This is a genomic window from Aquimarina longa SW024 (assembly GCF_001401755.1).
Taxonomy (GTDB): Bacteria; Bacteroidota; Bacteroidia; order Flavobacteriales; family Flavobacteriaceae; genus Aquimarina; species Aquimarina longa.
In genome coordinates this window covers 233,815-255,170 of the sequence record NZ_KQ474102.1, presented here as the reverse complement: position 1 = coordinate 255,170, position 21,356 = coordinate 233,815, and the positions used below count along the sequence as shown (strand labels likewise).

Below are 21,356 nucleotides of genomic sequence, written 5' to 3'. Positions count from 1 at the left end.
CATTTTTTTTAGAAGCATTGAGAGTCAAACCTATTCAGATATCAGTATTTATCCTATTTGTATTAGGAGCATTATTTGGGCTAATGTTTTTAAGTGAAAAAGGAGCAGCAGAAAGTGCAAAAAATCAAAATGATGGATTCTCATACAAAGAGTTTTCTATTAAATACCCTACACATACTACTTTTTTAGAGTTGGAGAAAGATTCTTCTCTTAGTAGAGAGGATATTCTAAAAGTAACAGAAATTGTAACCCCTTTAGATATAGAAGATAGTGAGGAGAGTATTGATACTGTTATAACAAAAAAGACTAAACAATTACCAGATTTTACCGAGATTGATACTACTCAGATTATTCGGATAAAATATCCAGAGAATAATCCTGATTTTGCTAAAGAGTTAAGAAAAAAATTATCGTCTAGATCATGCAGAATCATACATTATGGTGATTCTCAGATCGAGGGAGATCGTATTACAGCATATTTACGTAATAGACTACAGCATATGTATAAAGGAGGTGGTCCAGGTTTTATCCCTGTGTTACCCGTATACAACCAAATTAGTGCTGTTGTAGAGCCTAGTGAGCATTGGGAACGTTTTGCATTTTTTGATCCTACTAAGAAAAAGTTTTCGAATAGAAAATATGGAGCATACCTTTCTCTTTCTCGTTTTACAAGGCATCAGGAAAAACTCCTAGATAGTATTGTGATCGATTCTTTACCTCTTGTGAAAGCTTCTATAAAGATTGGAAAATCGGTGAAGAGTTATGCTAAATTCAGAAATTTTACAAAGATAGGATTGCATTATGGTAATTGTAACTTTCCAGTTAAAATATCTGTATATAATAATGGGGTTTTACTACAGAAAGATCAGTTGATTGCAGATGGTAATTATCATCACTATAAAATTAGAACTACAACAGCACCTACAGATCTTACTATAGAATTAGAGGGTAGGGTTAGCCCAGATTTTTATGGATTAACGCTAGATAGCGGCTATGGGATCCAAATAGATAATGTGGCAATGAGAGGAGCTTCAGGAACTATTTTTGCTAATTCTAATTCTGTAACGTATAAAGAGATGATGAGCCAGCTAAAACCCAAAATAGTGATCATGCAGTACGGAGGTAATACAATGCCATATCTTAAGGACTCGACAGATGTTAATAAGTATGCAAAGCGTATAAAAAATCAAATAAGTTGGATCAAAAGACGTACAAAAAACACTAGTTTTATATTTATAGGTCCCACAGATATGTGTATCCCAGTAAATGGTAAAATGGAAACTTATCCATTATTGCCATATCTTAATACCAAACTAATGGAAACCTGTCTAGAAAATAATGTAGCTTACTGGAGTATGTTTGATGCTATGGGAGGAAAAGGATCGATGGAATTATGGGTGGAGGAAAAGCTAACAGCCAAAGATTATATGCATTTTACCTGGAAAGGAACCAAAATAATTTCAGAGCTATTTTTTACAGCCCTATACCTAGATCTCAAAGAACCTAATAGCAATGCTGATGATACGTAATACATTATTTGTTTTTATATGGCTTTTTACTTTGTCTATACCTGCATTATCACAGACTTATCTCTTAGATAGTATAGAAAGTAACTATTCCTTTATCAATTGGAAAGCCAACAAAATTAAGATGGTAGAAAAGTCTCCGGCTTTTAAAACCTTTTTTAAAAAACTAGATACTATTGCTAGAGGAGGGGAGGAGGATTTACATATTTTTCATATTGGAGGATCTCATATCCAAGCAGATATTTATTCTAATCGTCTAAGGTCATATCTTCAGACCATGACACCTACAGCTACAGGACAGCGAGGTTTTATATATCCCTATAGTATTGCCAAGACGAATAATCCAGGTAATTATAAAGTAAAATATGATGGCAACTGGAGAGGATATCGATGTTCTGTCAGAAAAGATAGTATAGCTTGGGGACTATCAGGAGTAACAGCAGTTCTTAAAGATTCTATTTCTAATGTAAAAATAATAGCCAATGGTAATACATACCATGATAATATGTATGATTTTAATAAAATCAGAATTTTTTATGATAACTGGAGTACCGATTATGAGATTTCATTTAAGCAAGACTCATTAGTATCTGAGATCAAAGAGAATAAAACAGCTCATTATATAGAATATACACTTCATAAAACAGTAAAAGAAATTGAATTTTGTATTCGTAAAACTGAGGATATACCAAATGCAGAGTTTTTAATGATGGGAATAGAGCTAATGAATGAAAATAAAGGAATCCAATATACTTCTATAGGGGTTAATGGAGGAAGCTTTTCGTTCTATAAACGATGTCGTTACTTTGAGGAACAATTACGATTATATACTCCAGATTTATTTATTGTGTCTATAGGAACCAATGATGCATATCATCCTGATTTTAATCCTAAGAAGTATAAAGAATACTACACAGATTTAATTAAATTAATACAGAGAGCCAATCCTAATTGTGCAGTATTACTTACAGTACCTAATGATTCATATTACAAAAGAAAAATACCAAATCCGAGAACAAGAATTGCCCAAAAAATAATCTATGAAGTAGCAAAAGAGCAACAAATGGCTGTTTGGGATTTTTATGAAATCATGGGAGGTTTTAATTCATCACAGAGTTGGTATACCCATAAACTAATGCCTAGAGATCGTATTCATTTTACGGTACCAGGTTATCGTATAAAAGCAGACCTCTTATTACAAGCAATAGCCAATTCTTGGGAGAAAGAGCTACAGTTAAAACCAAATTCTATTTTGAACCAAATTATTAATGAATAGACTTATTGATATATTTTCTTTTTCAGAAGATTTCCCGTTAATTTTTACGCAGGCAAACTTTTGGATATTTTTTGCCGTTATATACTTTATATATGCACTACTTTATAGTAAAAAAAGCCTTCGGAGTGCTTATCTTTTTGCGATTAGTCTTCTATTTTATTATAAAACCAGTGGACTCTTTATAGGTATTCTATTATTTAGTACCGTTAATGATTTCTTTATAGGAAAAGCGATTTATAACAGTAAATCAGTGATCAAACAAAAACTACTGATTACCATTAGTGTTATCATTAATCTGGGGACACTCTGCTATTTTAAGTATGCATATTTCTTTACTGATTCCTATAACTATCTTTTTGAAACAGATTATGAAGTAATTAATTACTTAGCGCAATGGGCGAATACATGGGGGGCGATAGACTATTTTACAGTAGATAAGATCATTCTTCCTGTAGGGATTTCATTTTATACATTTCAGACGATTAGTTACAGTATAGATATTTACAGAAAACAGATTACCCCTCTAAAATCTATTATAGATTTTGGGTTTTTTGTTAGTTTTTTTCCACAATTAGTAGCAGGACCTATTGTAAGAGCCGCTGATTTTGTACCTCAGATTAGAAAAGAAATTAATATCACTAAGCAAGAGTTTGGTAGTGCATCATTTATGATTCTAAAAGGGTTGATTAAAAAAATGTTATTTGCGGATTATATAGCTGCTAATTTTTTGGATCGTGTTTTTGATGTGCCCGAGATGTTTTCTGGATTTACTAATATTATGGCAATGTTTGGGTATTCATTACAGATCTATGGAGATTTTTCTGGATACACTGATATTGCAATCGGTTTGGCGCTACTTATGGGGTATAAATTACCAGTTAATTTTAATTCTCCGTATAAAGCCATTCATTGTGGTGATTTCTGGAAGCGTTGGCATATCTCATTGTCTAGCTGGCTAAAAGATTATTTATATATTCCCATAGGAGGTAATCGTCATGGATCTGTTTTTTCATATATATTTATATTAGTTTTTACCTTTTTAGGAGTTTTTGCAATATCAGATTATATGGTAGCGCTCTTAGCGGCATCAGCGGTAGGTTTTTTATTAATCATTACATTGTTTTCTCCTAAGCTAGCATCTCATTTTAATACTAATGTTAATATTATGATTACAATGCTAGTAGGAGGGTTATGGCATGGAGCTGCTTGGAAATTTGTGATATGGGGTGGTCTTAATGGTCTTGGTATTGTAATCTATAAATACTGGCGTAAGGTAAGCCCATATGAAAACTCTAAGGCTTGGTATACATTAGTATGGAAAATTGCATTGACTTTTATATTTATTACTTTTACTCGTATTTATTTTAGAGGCAATAGTTTAGATCACATCAATCGTTTCTACAATCAAATAATGACTAATATGGATTGGCAAAATTCCTTGATCGTACTCTGGGAATATCGCATCGTGTTTATAGTAATGCTTATAGGATATATTACCCATTGGTTGCCATACCGTACTAAAGATTGGTTAGAACAGACGTTTGTGAAAAGTAATATGATTGTAAAAGCTATGGTGGTAATGATTGTAGCCATTATCTGTTACCAGACCTATGCAGCCGATTTTCAGCCATTTATTTATTTTCAGTTTTAGAAGTCAGTTTTTTTAGGATATGAATTTCTTATTTCGATATAATATCGAGTTATAGAATTAATATGTTCTTTTTAATTATATTTTAGAGTCAGAAAAAATAAGGTTATTGTTTAAAAGATATCCTTTTTTTTTTAGATTAAGTTTTTAATTGAATAAACATGTTATAGCATATACATCTAATGTGTTGATTTGATTGCTAATACATTCTAACTCTTTTAGATTTATACTATTACCTAGATTTAATTTACTTATTTTATTATTGTTACAATTTAGTTTTGTCAACTTCATGTTATTACTTAAATCTAATTTGGATATTTTTATTATGAATGCATGATAGTACTGTTAAATTTGTAAAATGCCCAATTCCATAAAATTAGTTATTTTTTTATTAGATATTTTTATTTCTGTTACTACTAATGCTTCTTTTATAGCTATTTCATTATCCTTATTGGTATCTATTATAAGAGTATGATTTAGCAGAGCTTTTTTTAAATTGGAGTCAGGAAATATAATATTCTCATTTATATTTTTTAATGTGATATCATTTAGATGTATAGTAACGATAACATCTTTATTTATCTTTCCATTTTGTACTTATGCTGTGGCAGTAAGTACTGTTCTGTTTTCATGATCAAATAAAATAGAATTTTTTACCGCTAATTTTCCTGTTTTTGGATCTATAGTAAAAGCATTTTCAGGATTTTGTGTAATGAGACTATAGGTAAGAGTTCTATTAATAGGTAGAGACTTTTATAACTTTCAGTTCTTGTCCTGTAATATATGGGAGTAAAAATACCTGACAGGTATTTTATATACTGCCTAGTTTTCAAGGGGTTTTATAGTATAAATAAAAGATATAGCATGTTGATTGATAGTCCTTAATCGGTAGTATAGGTTAAAAACTTATAATGAATGTTAGAAGCGTAGTACAGGTGATGTTTTCTAGGATGTACAGCTAGATTTTGAAACTTCTTTTTTTTTTATGTTTGGAGCAATACACTTACCTTCGTGTTTTATAATTTGTAACTAATCATTAACTTGTTTTTACACACCCATCCATACCCACCATTTTTTCCTGAAGGAGCTACCAAATTGATTGTAGGAACACTACCACCCCCGAGATTTACTACAGGAGTATTAAAAGATGGAGATGTTAATTTTTGTTACGGCAGTATTAGTGGTTTATTATGGCCGGTTTTGGATAGAATCTTTGATTTAGAGTTAAAATTTGAAACTACAAAAGAAGCCGTACAGCAACGCAAAGCGTTTTTAGCATCACGTCATATAGGAGTGTGTGATATAGTACATAGCTGTGAGCGCGATAAAATTGATGCATCAGATTTAGGGATGCAACAGATACAGCTTAGAAATTTGATATCATATATAAAACAGTATCCAAAAATAGATACATTACTTTTTACAGGAGGGAATAGTAAAAATGGTCCAGAATATTTTTTTAGAAAGCATCTAAAAACATATGATATGAAATTAGAATTAGTATCTAATGATATTCCTAGAATACACCAATTTTCTATAGATAAACGTATTATTAAAACTATCTCGCTTACAGCCCCATCAGGAGCGGCTAATCGAGCAATAGGAAGCTTACAAGAATATAAAACCTTGAAAAAACAAAACCCAAAGTTTACTACAATCGACTATAGAGTACAGCAGTATAGGCGTTTTTTTTAGAGAAGTGATAATCAGTTTCAGAGTAGCTTTTATAACAGTAGTATATCTTTTTGTAGACAATTTTTTTTTTTTTGATTTATCTCACATCATTGTATTAAAACAGGAAGAGAGTAATTAGAAATTACCCTCTTCCCAGATTTAAAAAACAACATTTTTGAAGTAATTATTTTTTTGAAATTTCTAATACAGCTCTTTCAAAAACACTATCATGAATACTTGGTGACGTACCTAACCCATTAATTTCTTTTAGGCTAGGTGATATTTTAATATCTGGTTTTACTCCTATACCCTCAATCACATTTTTAGAAGCATCTCTTGTAGCCATAAGTGGCATATAAAAAGTTATATTACCTGTAGATTTTAGAAATCCTCCATTAAACTCATCAGTGTCTGATAGAGCAGCCGTACCTCCTTTTGTATAATCACCGATTGATATTACATGATCTCCTTGTGACTTTAGTGCTATAGTTGTTATTTCTGCCATACTTATCGATTCTGAATTTGTTAAAATAGCAATAGGAATATTTTGAGAAATTCCAAATCGGTGAGGTTTTACCATGTTTTCTATCCATGGAGTATAGTTAAATCTACCGTTTCCTTCTTTCGTTCTTTGGTATAAAAACACTTTTTCTTGAGTAATTAGACGCTCTGTAAAAGATTTTTGATCAAATAGGTTACCACCTGGATTATTTCTTAAATCAATGATAAGTTTTTTGATGGAGCCATCAGTCAATTTATTATAAAAATTATGATATAGAGGATAAGCTAATTGTATATCCGCTAAGTTTGATTGAAACACTTCAAGATTATACAAATTTTTTATAAATTTAATATTACGGGAAGTATGAACAAAAATATCACTAACTCGTTTTCTATCCTTAGTTTCTAAATCAGGGTGATTAGCAATAAAACCCGACACTTTGTCAAGAAATCCTTTTGTTAACAAACTATCTTGTTTCTTTAATGTTTCTATTGATTCAGACAAAGGTTCAATAGGTTCTATAAGTCCATCTACTATATTTGTTTCAAAAAATTCATCAATTTCTTTTGTATACATTTTATATTCAGTAGAAAGAATTAAGTTATTTAGACCTTCAATCCAAAAATTACTATAAGTATCAATATGCTCTTCTGCAAGCTTTCTAAGTTCGATGTTTTGTATAGTATTTAGTAAATACTTTTCCTTTTTTGGTAATAAAGAGGCAGGTACTTTTTTTAACTTTAGATCAGTTTTTCTTCTAATTTCGATATTAAAGGATGATAAAAAAAACTGATCAAAAGCAAAATAATATACTTCTGGATTTGATTTTAAGTATCCGCCTATAATTGAATTTTCCATTGAAAAATAACCTGCTTTGTCCTTATCGATTTTTAAATCCATTACTCTACGAATTTGCCATTTGTTAACCTTAGTAGTATTAATATCATTTTCATAATTATAAGGAAAATTAGCATACAGTTTGTTATCTTCTGCACCTGTTGCATAAATAACGGAGTAGCTTTTTTTTGAAAGAGCAGGAACAGAATAATCAATCTTAACCTCTAAATGACGATCTATTAATGGATTTATAATATCAAAAAAATAATTAACAGCCAATCGAAGTTCTTTTAAGGCTAATTCAGTATCTGCATTTTCATTGCTATATGTTGTTAATTGCTTAAATTTAGGAAGGTACTCGTTATATACATCATCCCAATCTAATTCTCTACGGACTTTTTCTTCATAAAAATAATTATATTTAGTGTCCATTGTTTCCCAAAATAATTGAAAGATTTCTGCATATGAACTGGGATGACTTTTTCGTTCAGGCTCGATGATTACATTGTCATCTTCTGAACAAGAAAAATTAACAACAGATAAGAATACGGAGAAAATTATTAGAACTATTTTTTTCATAATGTACGAGTTATTTTAAAGTTTTAGAATTTATAAGAAATCCCTAAAGAAGTTATAGATGTTTTATGTTTAATTGGGTGTTCATTTCGTTGTTTCTTATATATATTCGAAAACCCATGTAAATAAGTATAGCCTAAAGAAACTCCATAATGGGATGAAAAATCATATAACAATTTAGCTTCTCCTTGTAAACCATAATCAAAACGATTAAAATTATTTTGATTAGTATCAAAATCATAGTTTTCTTTTAAATAAACAATACTATTAAAGCTAGTACTACTTGCTTCAAAGATTTTATTATACCTTCCTTCTCTTGTCAGTTTTAACCACTTTCCGAGAAATCCTCCTCCCGAAATTGATAATTTAATTCCTTTTTCCTTATAGGGATTAATCAAATACACTCCAATCATTATAGGAACATTAAAATACAGCGTTTCATAATCTGTATTGTAGGATGAATTAAAACTTTTAGATGCTGTTTTTTCAAACTTAAAATTCTTTTGTAAGATAGAAATCCCTGTTGAGGCAATAAAAGGACCAATAAATTGGTATTCTACATTTGTACTAGCAAAAAAACCATTCGACCCCGAATATTTAGAATATATAAGATTTGAAAGATTCTGTTTAACATTGTTAATTGAGACCCCTCCATGTAAACTTACTCTGGTTTTACCGCTGTCATTATTTTTATTTTTTAGTTCCTGACCACTAAGGCATAGAACTGTTAAGAAACAAATAGCGCAATAATAAAATTTCATGATATATAAATTTGTTGGTTTTAAATAAGGGCCGAAAATAAGATGTTTCTATGTGGCTATTGATATTGCTTGTATGAAAGAAGTTTATAAATGTATGAAGGACTACTTTTAATGTATAAACAACGGTTTGTTTCCTTAGAGAAAGATTTTAGTCAATTTTATTAAGATAATGTTCTAATTGAGGATGATTAATAGTGTAGTATAGATACTTTTTAGCTTATATTTTAACTGAGCTTTTAGTCGTTCGATTCTGATATTTCAGTATCTTACTATCTCTTTATTTTATAGGATAAAATACATCTAAATATGAAAAGAATAGAGTTATTCGAGTTTGAGGATTTTGATTGGTTACCAAAAATAATTAGAACAGGAGCGACTAATCTGATTATTGTTCTTCATAAAATGATGGGAACGGCAGAAGTGATAACAGAATTAGTACTTACGATACATAAAAAATATAAATTTTCTCAAATTACAGATTTAGGATCAGGGTCAGGAGGCCCTATGCCAGAAGTATTAAATAAGATACATAACATTAACAAACATTCATCAATACGTTTAATGCTTACAGATTTATATCCTAACCCAAAAATTGTTCAAAAAATAAATGCTCAGAAATTAGAAAACATTACTTATAATGAGCAATCTGTAGATGCAACTACTATAGGAAAGGCACCAGCAGGGCTAAAAACCATGATCGCTAGTTTTCATCATATGAGACCAGCTATAGCAAAAAAAATTCTTCAATCTGCACAAGAAAATGAAGAGCCTATTCTTATTTATGAAATTGCAAAAAATAATATACCTGTAGTGGTCTGGTGGTTATTATTACCAATATCATTAACCATCCTTATGATAATGTCATTAATCATGACTCTATTTGTTAGACCCTTAACCTTTACACAAGTATTGTTTACATACTTAATACCTATTATACCTATCGTATATGCTTGGGATGGACAAGCATCTTTAATGAGAACTTATACAAAAAAAGATATAGAAGGCTTATTAGATGTAGATGAGAATATAAGGTATCATTGGGATATTGCAGATGCTCAAAAAACAAACGGTAAGAATTTAGGTTATTACATTATGGGGTACCCTACAGATATCAATGGATAAGCGTTTTATAAGCTTTTAGTTTTAAAAAAATAGAAAAAGATCTAAGTGATATGTTTTTAAGTTATTAGAAATAAGTTTTATAAAACTCTTATACCTTATGGAGTGGGCTTGTTAAGATTCTTAGATATCCGTAGCGACTTAATATGTTAGTAAACATATTAAGTATTATCCAAATAGAGTTATAATTTTTTAGAGTAATAGTTTTTATGATAAATTAAAAAGAAGTGAGGGCTACATATCGAATAATAGTATCTTTGGCGAATTTTGATTTGTCAATCGATGCTATTTAGAAAAACATTGAAACGTAGTTATAAAATTTTAAATAAGAAGTTTCTTCTTATATTGTATAGTATACTTATCTGTATTCATTTTATTCTTAAAGATTACATATATCCTATTAATATTATATATTATGCATCCCCTGTTCTATTTCTAGTTCTTGGAAATGTACTTTTGGGAATACTATTTTTTAGAGTAAAAAAAATATTTTATCCCTTAGTAGGAGTTTTTTTATGTTTGTCAATGTATTGGTTTAATGGTTATTATAAAAAAACATCATCATCAAGTTTTTCTAATAAAAGCCAGAGTATTCTATTTTGGAATATCGCAAGAAAAGGAAAATCAGCTATTGATATTATTATCAAAAAAGTACAGGAACAAAAACCATCTTTTATTGCACTGGTAGAGGCGGATGAGTTAACGAATGAAGATATACAGCTGTTTAAAAATACATGTATTTCATATAATATAGAAAAATTGCAAGGAGGGATGGTATTGGCAATACGAGGAAAAATAGAATCCATTAAGTATTATAAACAGTATCAAAGCTTTAAATTTAATTACGCAACAGTTTCGCTTAGAAATCAAAAAAAATCAATACTCATTGCAGATGTTAATGCAGTGCCTTTTACGTATAGAAAATCTGCTTTACACACTATTCATGAATTTAGTATAAAGAATAATCCATCTTTTATTGTAGGAGATTTTAATACACCTTATGAGAGTGTTCATTTTAGGGATTACAAAAATAATCTGAATAGTTTTCATTCAGTCTCTAAGGGGTATACAGCAACTTGGCCATATGGTATTCCTTTACTTGAGATAGATCAGATATGGAGTGCTAAGAAGATTAAACCTGTTTTTCTAGAAAAAGAATATCATCCATTATCAGATCATGCGCTCTTAATAGGAAGGTATGAATAAACATAATCATCAAAATCGCATAGGATATTATTACTTTTTATACTGGTAGTGACCAATAATTTTATAATCAAATAAGCAATCGGCCAATACTTGTCCACTACCAATATTATGAACGATTAAATAGCGCTGTTGATCACTAGATTTTTTATTCACTACTAAACCAATATGAGTTAGTCCTCCTTCCAGACTCCAGCATACAATATCACCTGGGATATAATCTTTTGCATTATTAGTTATTGGTTTTGTTTTTCCAAACCTCGAAAAAAATTTCATTAGATTAGGAACTCTTCTATGGTCAATATTTTTATCTGTTCTAGATAATCCCCAATTTTTTGGATATAGTTTAAAATTAGCAAGCATATCTTCATGGACCTCTTTTTGTAAATCGATATCTAGTTTTCGATAGGCTCTAATCACTACATCTGTACATACTCCTACAGTACTAGGAACATCTCCATTTGGGTAATCAATAGAAAAGTATGACGGATCGTATATTACTCTATTTTTAGTCAGTTCTAGTGCTGCATCAGATAATTGAACCTTAAAATCAGTTTGCCCATTACTAAATTGAATAAAAGAAATGAAAAAAAATAAAGAAAGTATATGCTGTTTCATACTCATAGATTGGTTCTTTAAATTGTGAACATAAGGATACTGGACTTGCAAGATAAATTCGGACAATTTTACTAAGACCTATGCTACATTTTTAAGTTTATAAAATTCTATTTCAACTTCTATTGGAGTTTTGTATCCCAAAGAAGAATGTAATCTTTTCCTATTATACCAGACCTCTATGTAATCAAATACAGCTGTTTTAGCTTCTTGTATTGTTTTGAAACTATGATGGTAAACAAGTTCTGTTTTTAATGTTTTAAAGAAAGATTCTGCTACTGCATTATCCCAACAATTAGCTTTTCTACTCATGGATTGGGTAATCAACTTATTAGTAGTAACAACTTTTCTAAACTCTTTACTTGCGTATTGAACCCCTCTATCAGAGTGAAAAAGTAAAGGCGCCTCTATTTTTCTTTTAGAAGTTGCCATTTTCCAAGCGGGTACTATGGTTTGATCAGTAAACAAAGAAGTACTCAATGACCAACCTATCACCTGACGGTCATAAAGATCAATTAATGTTGTTAAATATAACCATCCTTTATTGGTTTTAATGTAAGTAATATCAGAGACCCAAACCTGATTTAATCTCTTGGGGTTAAACTCCCTATCCAAATGATTTTTGAATATGGGAAAACAATGATTTGAATCTGTAGTAATCTTATATTTCTTTTTTAATTTACTTCTTAACCCGTTAGATTTCATTAATCGGGAGATCCTACTTCTGGATACCTTATACCCTCTTCTAAGAAGTTCTTGTTTAATTCTAGGACTCCCATAAGTTTGTCTACTATCATAGAAGATATTTTTTATTTCCAAAGTTAATTTCTGGTCTTCTAAAACCCTATTACAAGGGCCATTACTATACCATCTATAATAACTACTTCTACTAACTTTTAGTACTTTACACATTCTCTCAATGGAATACATATGTTTATATGAAACTATGAATTGATAGATTTTCCATCGCTCTTGGAGAAAATGTGAACGGCCTTTTTTAAGATCTCTAGTTCTAATTGAGCATCTTTAAGAGCTTTACGTAACTCCTTCACTTCTTGGTTATCTATTTGAGAAGAAGGTGGTTTAGAAGCTTTTTTAGAAACTCCATCTTCACTATCTAGCTTACGCCAACGATAAATCCTATCAACTTTAACTCCTAATTCATCGGCTAATTCTTTTATGTTTTCTCGCTGATAGCTTAACCGAACAGCTTCTGATTTAAATTCTTTACTGTAAAATCGTTTCTTCATTTTTCTAAGATATTTATTTAAACATAAACTGTCTTAAATATCTGTCCGAATAAAGGTAGCAACTCCATGCGCTTCTTGATGCCTTTTTAAAACAAGTAAAATTACAGAGTATTATGTAATAAAAAACCCACAACAAAACATTGCCGTGGGTTTACTTAATATCTTTACCGCTTACTCATACCGCCACTAGTTACAAACTAGCGGTAGCTAGGGGAGTAGTTTATTGCTCTACCAAGCCCTGATCAGTAAGCTTGTATTTTTCTGTTTCTTTTCGCACCAATTTTTTAGCAAATGGACTATCACCATCAGGATCAAAAATGTAATATGTTTTGTATATTTCTAAATTATCGTGATCTAATTTAAAATCAATATCGTGATAACCATCTACCAGACTATCTCCATCTTCTCCCATAGTAGAACCATAAAGTCTCATGAATTCGATTTTAGTATTGTTAATGATAGCTAATTGAACAAAATGATTTTTAAGATTTTTGTAGTATGATACTATCTTATATTTTATATTCCCTAAACAATTAATATCAAAAACTAAACCGCCATCAAACATTATTTTTTCAATTTCGGTTCTTGATTCTGACTCATAATCTAGTTGTTTAAGAGTTTCATAATTTTCGTCAGAATCAAGTTTTTTTTGATTTAAAGGGTAAAAGTTTGATTTCTTTTTTACTAAATAGTTTAAACATTTTGTAGATGTATCTGTTTCATTTTTTTTATTTTTATTTTCTTCTAGATATCTAATTTTATTGATATAATTACTCTCTTGATTTGTAAATTTTAAAGTGTTTATATCCTTATTAGAGTCTTCTTTATACCAAGCCTTATTTTTAAAATAAGCATTGAGTTCATTACTTTTAAACACATATCCCTTTCTTGCATACACCTCGTTACGAAGAAATCTTAATTCTTCTGCCGATTTGGATTGTAATTCTTTGTCTGATAAATACTTAAAGGTAGCTACAGAAGTTTCTGGCTTGCTTTCTGTTTGTCCTTTGCAAAACCAAAAAAACCATATAAATATCAATAATAGTACCTTCTGCATTTTATAACGCTATCAAACCCTGATCCGTAAGCTTATATTTGGTTACTTCCCGTCTAATCTCTTTAGTTGGGTATCGATTTTCTTCTGTACTGTTTTCTTTATCCCAGATTTTAAAAATCTTATAAACCTCTAAATCATCTTTATTTAGTTTAAAATCAATATCATAAAAACCACTCGTGATGCTGCCCTCACCCTCTCTTAATGAAGAATCTATAACTTTCACTTTGTTTATTATTTTATCTCCTTTGATACTAAATATATGAGAAGTAGGGTCTTCGCCACAGTATGTTACAAATAAGATGTTTTCAATTTCCATTAAGCAATTTATATTATATATAAAAGAACCTTTACCTTCGCAAATATATTCCCGTATGTCTTCATAGAATTTATATTTGTGATAATTTTCAGCATTAGAAATTAATTTTTCAATTTCTACAGATAATAATTTTTCATTTGTTAACGGATAGATACTTGATTTATTCCTATCAATAGAATTAATGCAATTTAGATTATCAATATGTATCTTATCTTCTGTTTTTTGCTCTAATTCTTTAATTTTCTTTATATAAAGTTGTTCATTATTTGATAAAGAAATTTTTATATCACGGTCAGGTTTATACCAAGATTTCGTTTTAAAGTACTCATTAAGATCATTGCTTTTAAACACATGTCCTTTACGTGCAAATATCTCATTTCTTATCAAACGTAGTTCTTCTTTGTTTTTTGTCTTTAATACTTCTTCTGGCAGGAACTCAAATGAAGCGACTTCATTAGTATTGTTTGATTTGCTTTCTGTTTGCCCTTTGCAAAACCAAAAAAACCATATAAATATCAATAATAGTACCTTCTGCATTTTATAACGCTATCAAACCTTGATCCGTAAGCTTGTATTTCTCAACGCTAGTAGATATTTTTTTATACCGTTGCCAACTCTCAATAGTGATTTCTAAGTCCTTATGATCTAATACAAAATCATACTCTTGATGATCGTCATAAGAACCAAAGCTACCATATAACTTTTTGATTTCAATTAGATTACCTACAATTAAATATGAATGAAGGTTTTCATTAGGATATGCTGTAATTATAAATCTATAATTATAGTTTTCTTCACAATTTAAATTAAAAATAGATCCATCAAATAAAATTTCTTTTATATCAGGTTTTAAGTTATTATGACTTAGTTCAATGTCGATTAATCCATTAGGAAGATCTTCATTCTCTATTTTAGCACCAGACAATGGGTATACTTTTGAATTATTAACGTGATAAAAATCAATACAATTAACTATTGAAGAATTATCATCTACTTTTTTCTCTAAGTTTTTTATTTTAGAGATATAAGTATTTTCTTGATCGGTAAGTGTTAAAGAAATATTGGAATTAGGCTTATACCAAGACTTAGTTTTAAAATATTGATTAAATTCATCGCTTTTAAACACATATCCCTTTCTTGCATACACCTCGTTACGAAGAAATCTTAATTCTTCTGCCGATTTGGATTGTAATTCTTTGTCTGATAAATACTTAAAGGTAGCTACAGAAGTTTCTGGCTTACTTTCAGTCTGTCCTTTGCAACTTAGGCAAACAGATAAGATTATAAGTACCAATAATATCTTTTTCATTACAGTTGTTTTGTGTAGTTTTTTGGTCTAAAGTAGCCTTTCCATCCCGTATGCCCTGCTAAGGCTTTACCGTCTTTTTGGTAAATAGAGGTACGAGTGCAATTTTTACCTTCATACCCACCATTATTAATATTATAGTTACCTCTTACTATTCTCATATTTGTTTTAGCTTCAGGAATAGCTACAGGTTGTTTTCTTTCTTTACAACCACAAAGCGATACTAAAAATAAAAAAAATGTTGTTTTTAGAGTATTAATTAAACTCATTAGCCAAATGTTTAAAATAGTTTATATACTAGTTACAAACTAGCGGTAGCCATACTAGGAGCAGCAGGATATTACTTTTTTTTCAGGACTTTAAATTCTCCTTTTCTATCCACAAGAGACAAAACAACATATTCATTGTTTTTAACAAAAAGCTTTAATAATAATCCCTCATCTTCATCCTGATCCTGTCCGTAAATAAATAAACTATCCTCTTTTTGTATAGCATAACTTTTCCTATTTCTTACATGCTGATAACCATAGCTTTTTAAGTTAACAGAATCTAAAGAAACATATAAGTCATAATGCTTAATTTCTCTCCAATCTTCATCTCCCTTAGCATCTGAAAATTTATAAAAACCTCCCCATTTTTTGGGAAAACTACTTTCATTTGACATAAGAGTATCTTCTATATAATCACCTGAACTATCACAAACAATATCATAAGGTTTTGCCTCATATACTGTTTCATAATTATAAATCCACTTCACTAATCTTTTCTTGACATCAAGTACTTCCACTTTAAACACAACATTTCTACCAGAATTACTTTGTATTTTTATACCTAATGTTTTCGAATCAATTTGTAAAATCTTATCTATTTTATATTCTGAAGGTTCTATAGTATTATATTCATATATATACCCATCTTTAACAGTAATATGTTGACCATGAGGATCACAAGGATCATCTCCTTTTATATCAACCCATTTTTTATCGATAATAAACTTTTTAAAATCCTCAATATTAGAAAAGTACTCTTGCTCTTGTGATGGTTCTTTTGTCTGTTGTTCAATAGTAGCAAAGTTTGGATCACCTTTTTTTGACTTATCTGTTTGTTTAGCTTTAGAACAAGTACTTAAAAAAAGGGACAAGCAAAATATTTGTATTAGTTTAATCATTTTTTTGTATTAATTTTTACGAACTTGTGTTACGGTATAGTTCCTACTTTTATTATGAGCAGGAGTTCCTTTTAAAGAAAAATCATCTCCTAAAAACAACTTATTACTAGCATGTTGCCCATAATGTAACCAACTAGTACCAACTTCGTAAAACCTATAATATGTTTTATTGTCTTCACAACCCTTGCCAACTATAACAACATAATGATCTGTAGTTCCTGGGTCTCCAAGATCAGGGTCTGCATTAATTATTTTCCCATTATGTCTATAATTGACTGTATGATCTAGACCCACTAAAATAGGATTTCCTTTTTCTAATTGACTGTCAATATATTCAACACCTTCTTTTGCTTTAGCGGTTAATTTTAATTCAGTATGCTTGTCATCCTCCAAAGCAGTTATAATCATCCCTGTTTTATAACCAGAGGTTTTACTAAGTCCTGCACTCATTAATAGTTTTTGTGAAGTCCTCCAACAACCGTCTGTTTTCATCACTTTTTCACCTTTTTTATTTCTTCTTTTTTTCCATTCCGAGTTGTTGAATTGTGACATCCAAGTAACTTTACCTGTAAGATCAATACATTTTTCTTCACAAGAGCAAGTTGGACAATCATTTGAAGTATTGGTATGTGGAACTCCTTTGTCATACCATTCTTGTATAGCTTCTGCTATTTCCCAAACATAAGTTTTACCTCCAACTTTACCATGTCTTTCATAAACTTTTCCTTTGCTATTTTTTTTAAACTCATCTTCTTCCCTATGAAAAGTAGGGTTTCTATAGTAAGCACTATCCGTATCTGTACCCTGTTCAAATATTACATAGTCTCTTTGATTTCCTTTACCAACAGCACTCGGCCAAAGAATAGCTAAATAAAAATCTGCTAGAGTATTAAGTTTACCTTTATGTTTAGTTAAAAAGCATTCAACATAACATAATTGATCTTCGGCAGACATATTTTTTAAATGGTTTTTTTTCAATTTAGCTTTATGAAGAAAATAATTCTTATTTAATTCTTTAACAGCAAGATTACCAAACTGAATCAATCCTACATAACCTATGCCATCAGCATCCTTAGCTAATCCATTATCAATACTAGGACTAAATTTCCCACCAGTTTCTAATGCCATAGCTGCCATCAAGTGATTAGGATCACATTCAAGACGTTTAGAGATTTGAACCACACGTTTTCTAAATTCAGAAGAGACTTTTTTACCCCAAACTAATTCTGGACAATCTCCATTTCCTTGCGGGAACATAAGTTTCAATTGATTAATAAAAGCAATGGGATGAAAATGATATACATTTGGTGATGCAGGAAATATTCGTTCTGGTTGTTTTGGTTTTTCTTTTTTAGTTTCTGCGGGTTTTGTTTCAGATGCTGTTGTTGTAGGTTTAGCTGTTGTTACTGGAGTGTCTTGTTCTTTATAATCTGCTCTATGCTCGTCTGTAACACCAAAATCTAGTTTTACAGATTTAGGTTTTAATAAAATAGGCTTTTCGACCTTTCTTACTTTGGGGACATAGGGTTTACTGGCATCATCCCAAAACATTAAATCTTCTACCTGTTGATCTAGATTTTTTAGCTTTTGCTCTTTTAAGTTTTTCATTTTCTGAATAACATTTGCAGGCTTTTTTGCATTTTTTGCTTTGTTGATTTGAAAATCATAAAAGAGCACCACTTCATTTTTGATTTGATCGTCAGTATAGCTCCATTCATTTTTATGTAATGCTACAACCTTACTCATTTCGTTTAGGGTTTCTAAAATATTATATGCTGTTTTTACTTCTGTAGCATCAATGATAGTATCTTTTTCAATATCAAATTTTTCCCAGACTTTTTTGATAAGTTCACTTTTTGTTTGAGAGCAATTTAATACGTTTTTTATTTTGTACATATATTCATTACCTCCATTTATGACATCAAAACCGAATTTATCCCAGTTATAAGGACTAAAATAATCTTTTTTATTAAGTAAATCAGCTTTTACCCAAGCTTTGTGTTGTTTAGAGGTGTTCCCTAAAATATAATTTTGTGTTATGACTTGCTTATACTGGTAGCCATTGCCAAAGTCAATTTCTTTTTCTTTGGTGAGTTTTACTAGAGCTTCTTTTTCTAGTATATGATTACAGTCATGCTCATGATCGGGTACTGCAAGATAAGCTGTAGTAACATCTTTTATCAGAGGTATTGTGTCTCCTTTTTTGGCTATGTAAGCACCGACAAATTCCCGATCTTGTACCTCATGCATTTTATCTTGTTTTTTCTCGTAGGCTTTTTTATCAAATCTTAATGCTCGATGCGTAGCTTTTTTATTTGTATAGTCATATTTTTTCCCTGTGCTGTCACATGCTTTTTGCCATATAAGTGTAACTTCTTTATCAGGTAATTTTTGATCAAAATAGGCGTTAAATAATTCAAAATCAGCTGATTTAATTTTTAGTTTCGTTCCTACTTTTTTTAGCAGATAATAATCTGCTTTAGGCACAATTGCATCTATATGGTTGTCATCTTCTGTAGTATTGGGAGTTATTTCTACTACTTCTTCTTCATAATATTCATATCGTAATTTTCTATGTGTAGTAGTTTTAGTTCCTCCATTTTTATCACATTTTTCTATCCAATATAATTTATCGTGTGCACTGGTAAGCTTGTTATTAAAACAGCAATTTATTTTTTTAAAATTTATCGTTCCTGGGTAGTAATAATCAGGTCCATTTACTCTATGAAAAAGTTTATACTTTAAGTCTTTTATGTCTACAATACCTATTTCCTCTTTTTTTACTTTCTTTTTTACGGTATTCTTCTTTGAGTTTTCTTTGTTAGATGTATCTGCATTATCGGTTGACCAAAAATTAAAAAAATGAAACTCGAAAGGTTCATTTTTAGGGTTTTGTACAAGTGCTTTGACACTTTTTGATTTTTTGATACTGGCATATACTTCGTCTAATTTACTTGTTGTTGTGTATTCATAGTTCAAAGATAAATCAGTTATTAATACCCAAAATTCATTGTTTCCATAATTATTCTGAAAAGAATATCTAACTTTAATAAGCGTATTTTCTACCTCACTAACATGAGTAAGAACACTCTTTCCTTTTGTTAACATTCCATTAAATTCTTGGTTAACATAATCAAAATCTATGATATCATACCCTTTGGTTTTATTGTAGGGAGTATATCTTCCCTCTTTACTGGGTGTTTTTTTTGTCCAAAGAGCACTTGCCTGAATGGTGCGTTCTACCTTGTCTAAAACCTTTACTTTATAATAATAACCTTTGATTTGTAGTATTTCTACTGGAGTTTTCTTTTTGAGATTGGTTTCTACTGTTATTCTTTTAAATAGTTCTGTTGCTTTTGGAAGTACTGCATAGATCTTTTGCTCATCCGTACCTGCCTTAAACTTATTTGTTAAAAAATCATTTACTTGATCAGCCATAAATACTTCGTGGTGACATGTATAGTATTTTTTGCCAGACAGTTTGCTTTGTTTTAAGCCTGTGTAACCGATCTTTTTCCCTGATTTAATAGGGGTATCACAACGAAAAATTTTATTTTTTTTAAAATTGGATGTATCTAATACATTGGTTGGTTTTAATTGATTTTTATGAATAAAACCAGAATTGTCCTTTAGTGCAAAAAAATCTCCTATGGCTTTTTCTGTCACCAGAACAGGTTTGTTTTTTTCTAATATTTTGATAACTGTGGACGATGCTTCAGCTTTTTGGTGTACCCATACCCCTTTTATAGAGGAGGTGTCTCCTTTAAATTTTACTTTATACGTGATTTTATCTTTTGTTTCAGTCAAGCTTTTCTTCATATTAGCATAAAAACCTGAATGAGTGTCTCCATTTAAATCTTTGAATGGCTTTATTTTTTTATATGTTCTTGTATTATTAGAAATTATTAATTTTCGTGTATTTTCTGGGATAGAATCATCTTCTAGGCTAAAAGTCTCATGTACAGGTATTACTACTTCAGAGTCTTTGTCTTTTTTATATTTGTTGCTTTTTTCGTCTTTTATGATTTTGTATACCCCTAATCCTTTGATTGTTTTATCTGTTTGTGTACGATATTCTTTTTTTGACATAAAATCAGGTAGTTGCATATCAGAGGTGTCATTTTGTAACTCATTTAATGACATTAAATGATTGTACAAACTATAAAAAGTAACATACTTTTTTTCGTTTTTGGTTGTTTCCTCCTTAGTACCTTCATTTTCTTTTACTTCTCTGGTAAGAGGGATATCATGTTGTATAAGTACAAAGCTATTTGAATATAGGTAGTTTTCTTTTTTAGAAGGATCAGAGGTTTCTACTACCATTTTTTTATATTCCTGTTCTAGTCTATAGGCGATAATTCTACCATCTGCAATAGCATTTATAGCTTTTCCTTTTCCTTCTATATGAATCCCTCCATGCCAAGTATTTTGGTCACTCATCAGATAGTTTCCAAATTGACTTTTAAAATTAGGTTTGGTGTCTTTATTACTTAGTGGATAGTGTATTTTCATAATTCATCAA

At 30.0% G+C, this 21,356-nt stretch carries 17 protein-coding genes; 6 read left to right on the top strand and 11 right to left on the bottom strand.

All coding sequences use genetic code 11. The features are described 5' to 3' along the window. The first annotated feature begins 17 nt into the window (after positions 1 to 17). The 4 genes from N456_RS17200 to N456_RS17185 all read left to right on the top strand — a co-directional run bounded on the left by N456_RS17200 (position 18) and on the right by N456_RS17185 (position 6,145). On the top strand, positions 18 to 1,529 hold the full coding sequence (locus tag N456_RS17200) for an SGNH/GDSL hydrolase family protein (protein WP_062059891.1): 1,512 nt from the start codon (positions 18 to 20) through the stop codon (positions 1,527 to 1,529). Beyond that, positions 1,519 to 2,802: a GDSL-type esterase/lipase family protein gene (locus tag N456_RS17195; RefSeq protein WP_062059890.1), complete on the top strand. Its 1,284-nt coding sequence runs from the start codon at positions 1,519 to 1,521 to the stop codon at positions 2,800 to 2,802. The genes N456_RS17200 and N456_RS17195 overlap by 11 nt, the downstream gene beginning before the upstream one ends. Beyond that, on the top strand, positions 2,795 to 4,453 hold the full coding sequence (locus N456_RS17190) for an MBOAT family O-acyltransferase (RefSeq protein WP_062059888.1): 1,659 nt from the start codon (positions 2,795 to 2,797) through the stop codon (positions 4,451 to 4,453). The genes N456_RS17195 and N456_RS17190 overlap by 8 nt, the downstream gene beginning before the upstream one ends. Positions 4,454 to 5,491: 1,038 nt before the next feature. Beyond that, positions 5,492 to 6,145: a uracil-DNA glycosylase family protein gene (locus N456_RS17185; protein WP_062059886.1), complete on the top strand. Its 654-nt coding sequence runs from the start codon at positions 5,492 to 5,494 to the stop codon at positions 6,143 to 6,145. 163 nt (positions 6,146 to 6,308) lie between these two features. On the opposite strand, the gene N456_RS17180 is transcribed toward N456_RS17185, so the two are convergent. After that, positions 6,309 to 8,042: a S41 family peptidase gene (locus N456_RS17180; RefSeq protein WP_062059884.1), complete on the bottom strand. Its 1,734-nt coding sequence runs from the start codon at positions 8,040 to 8,042 to the stop codon at positions 6,309 to 6,311. Positions 8,043 to 8,065: 23 nt separating this feature from the next. Beyond that, positions 8,066 to 8,800 (bottom strand): porin family protein, encoded by a 735-nt coding sequence (locus tag N456_RS17175; RefSeq protein ID WP_062059882.1) that lies wholly within the window; start codon positions 8,798 to 8,800, stop codon positions 8,066 to 8,068. Positions 8,801 to 9,106: 306 nt separating this feature from the next. On the opposite strand from N456_RS17175, the gene N456_RS17170 reads away from it, so the two are divergent. Together N456_RS17170 and N456_RS17165 are read left to right on the top strand one after the other, a co-directional pair. Continuing rightward, entirely contained in the window at positions 9,107 to 9,922 is an 816-nt protein-coding gene (locus N456_RS17170; RefSeq protein ID WP_062059880.1) for a hypothetical protein, read from the top strand. 522 nt (positions 9,923 to 10,444) lie between these two features. Beyond that, a complete protein-coding gene (locus N456_RS17165; RefSeq protein WP_158447920.1) occupies positions 10,445 to 11,125 on the top strand; it encodes an endonuclease/exonuclease/phosphatase family protein in 681 nt (226 codons plus the stop codon). Positions 11,126 to 11,155: 30 nt separating this feature from the next. Here N456_RS17165 and N456_RS17160 read toward each other — a convergent pair whose 3' ends face one another. The 9 genes from N456_RS17160 to N456_RS17120 form a co-directional block, all read right to left on the bottom strand. Beyond that, on the bottom strand, positions 11,156 to 11,740 hold the full coding sequence (locus N456_RS17160) for a DUF1287 domain-containing protein (protein ID WP_062060093.1): 585 nt from the start codon (positions 11,738 to 11,740) through the stop codon (positions 11,156 to 11,158). A 78-nt stretch (positions 11,741 to 11,818) separates the two neighbouring features. Next, positions 11,819 to 12,685: an IS3 family transposase gene (locus tag N456_RS17155; RefSeq protein WP_240315552.1), complete on the bottom strand. Its 867-nt coding sequence runs from the start codon at positions 12,683 to 12,685 to the stop codon at positions 11,819 to 11,821. Beyond that, positions 12,682 to 12,987, bottom strand: coding sequence for a transposase (locus N456_RS17150; RefSeq protein WP_033566529.1), 306 nt, complete (start codon positions 12,985 to 12,987; stop codon positions 12,682 to 12,684). The genes N456_RS17155 and N456_RS17150 overlap by 4 nt, the downstream gene beginning before the upstream one ends. A gap of 220 nt (positions 12,988 to 13,207) precedes the next feature. Then, complete coding sequence (locus tag N456_RS17145) at positions 13,208 to 14,044, bottom strand: YARHG domain-containing protein (RefSeq protein WP_062059876.1); 837 nt, start codon at positions 14,042 to 14,044, stop codon at positions 13,208 to 13,210. 1 nt (position 14,045) lies between these two features. Next, positions 14,046 to 14,897 (bottom strand): YARHG domain-containing protein, encoded by an 852-nt coding sequence (locus tag N456_RS17140; protein ID WP_062055737.1) that lies wholly within the window; start codon positions 14,895 to 14,897, stop codon positions 14,046 to 14,048. A gap of 1 nt (position 14,898) precedes the next feature. Then, positions 14,899 to 15,669 (bottom strand): YARHG domain-containing protein, encoded by a 771-nt coding sequence (locus N456_RS17135; protein ID WP_062059874.1) that lies wholly within the window; start codon positions 15,667 to 15,669, stop codon positions 14,899 to 14,901. Then, complete coding sequence (locus tag N456_RS17130) at positions 15,669 to 15,935, bottom strand: hypothetical protein (RefSeq protein WP_062059873.1); 267 nt, start codon at positions 15,933 to 15,935, stop codon at positions 15,669 to 15,671. The genes N456_RS17135 and N456_RS17130 overlap by 1 nt, the downstream gene beginning before the upstream one ends. A 71-nt stretch (positions 15,936 to 16,006) precedes the next feature. Then, positions 16,007 to 16,834 (bottom strand): hypothetical protein, encoded by an 828-nt coding sequence (locus N456_RS17125; protein ID WP_148639360.1) that lies wholly within the window; start codon positions 16,832 to 16,834, stop codon positions 16,007 to 16,009. A gap of 9 nt (positions 16,835 to 16,843) precedes the next feature. Next, on the bottom strand, positions 16,844 to 21,346 hold the full coding sequence (locus N456_RS17120; protein WP_062059870.1) for a hypothetical protein: 4,503 nt from the start codon (positions 21,344 to 21,346) through the stop codon (positions 16,844 to 16,846). Between the last annotated feature and the right edge of the window lie 10 nt (positions 21,347 to 21,356).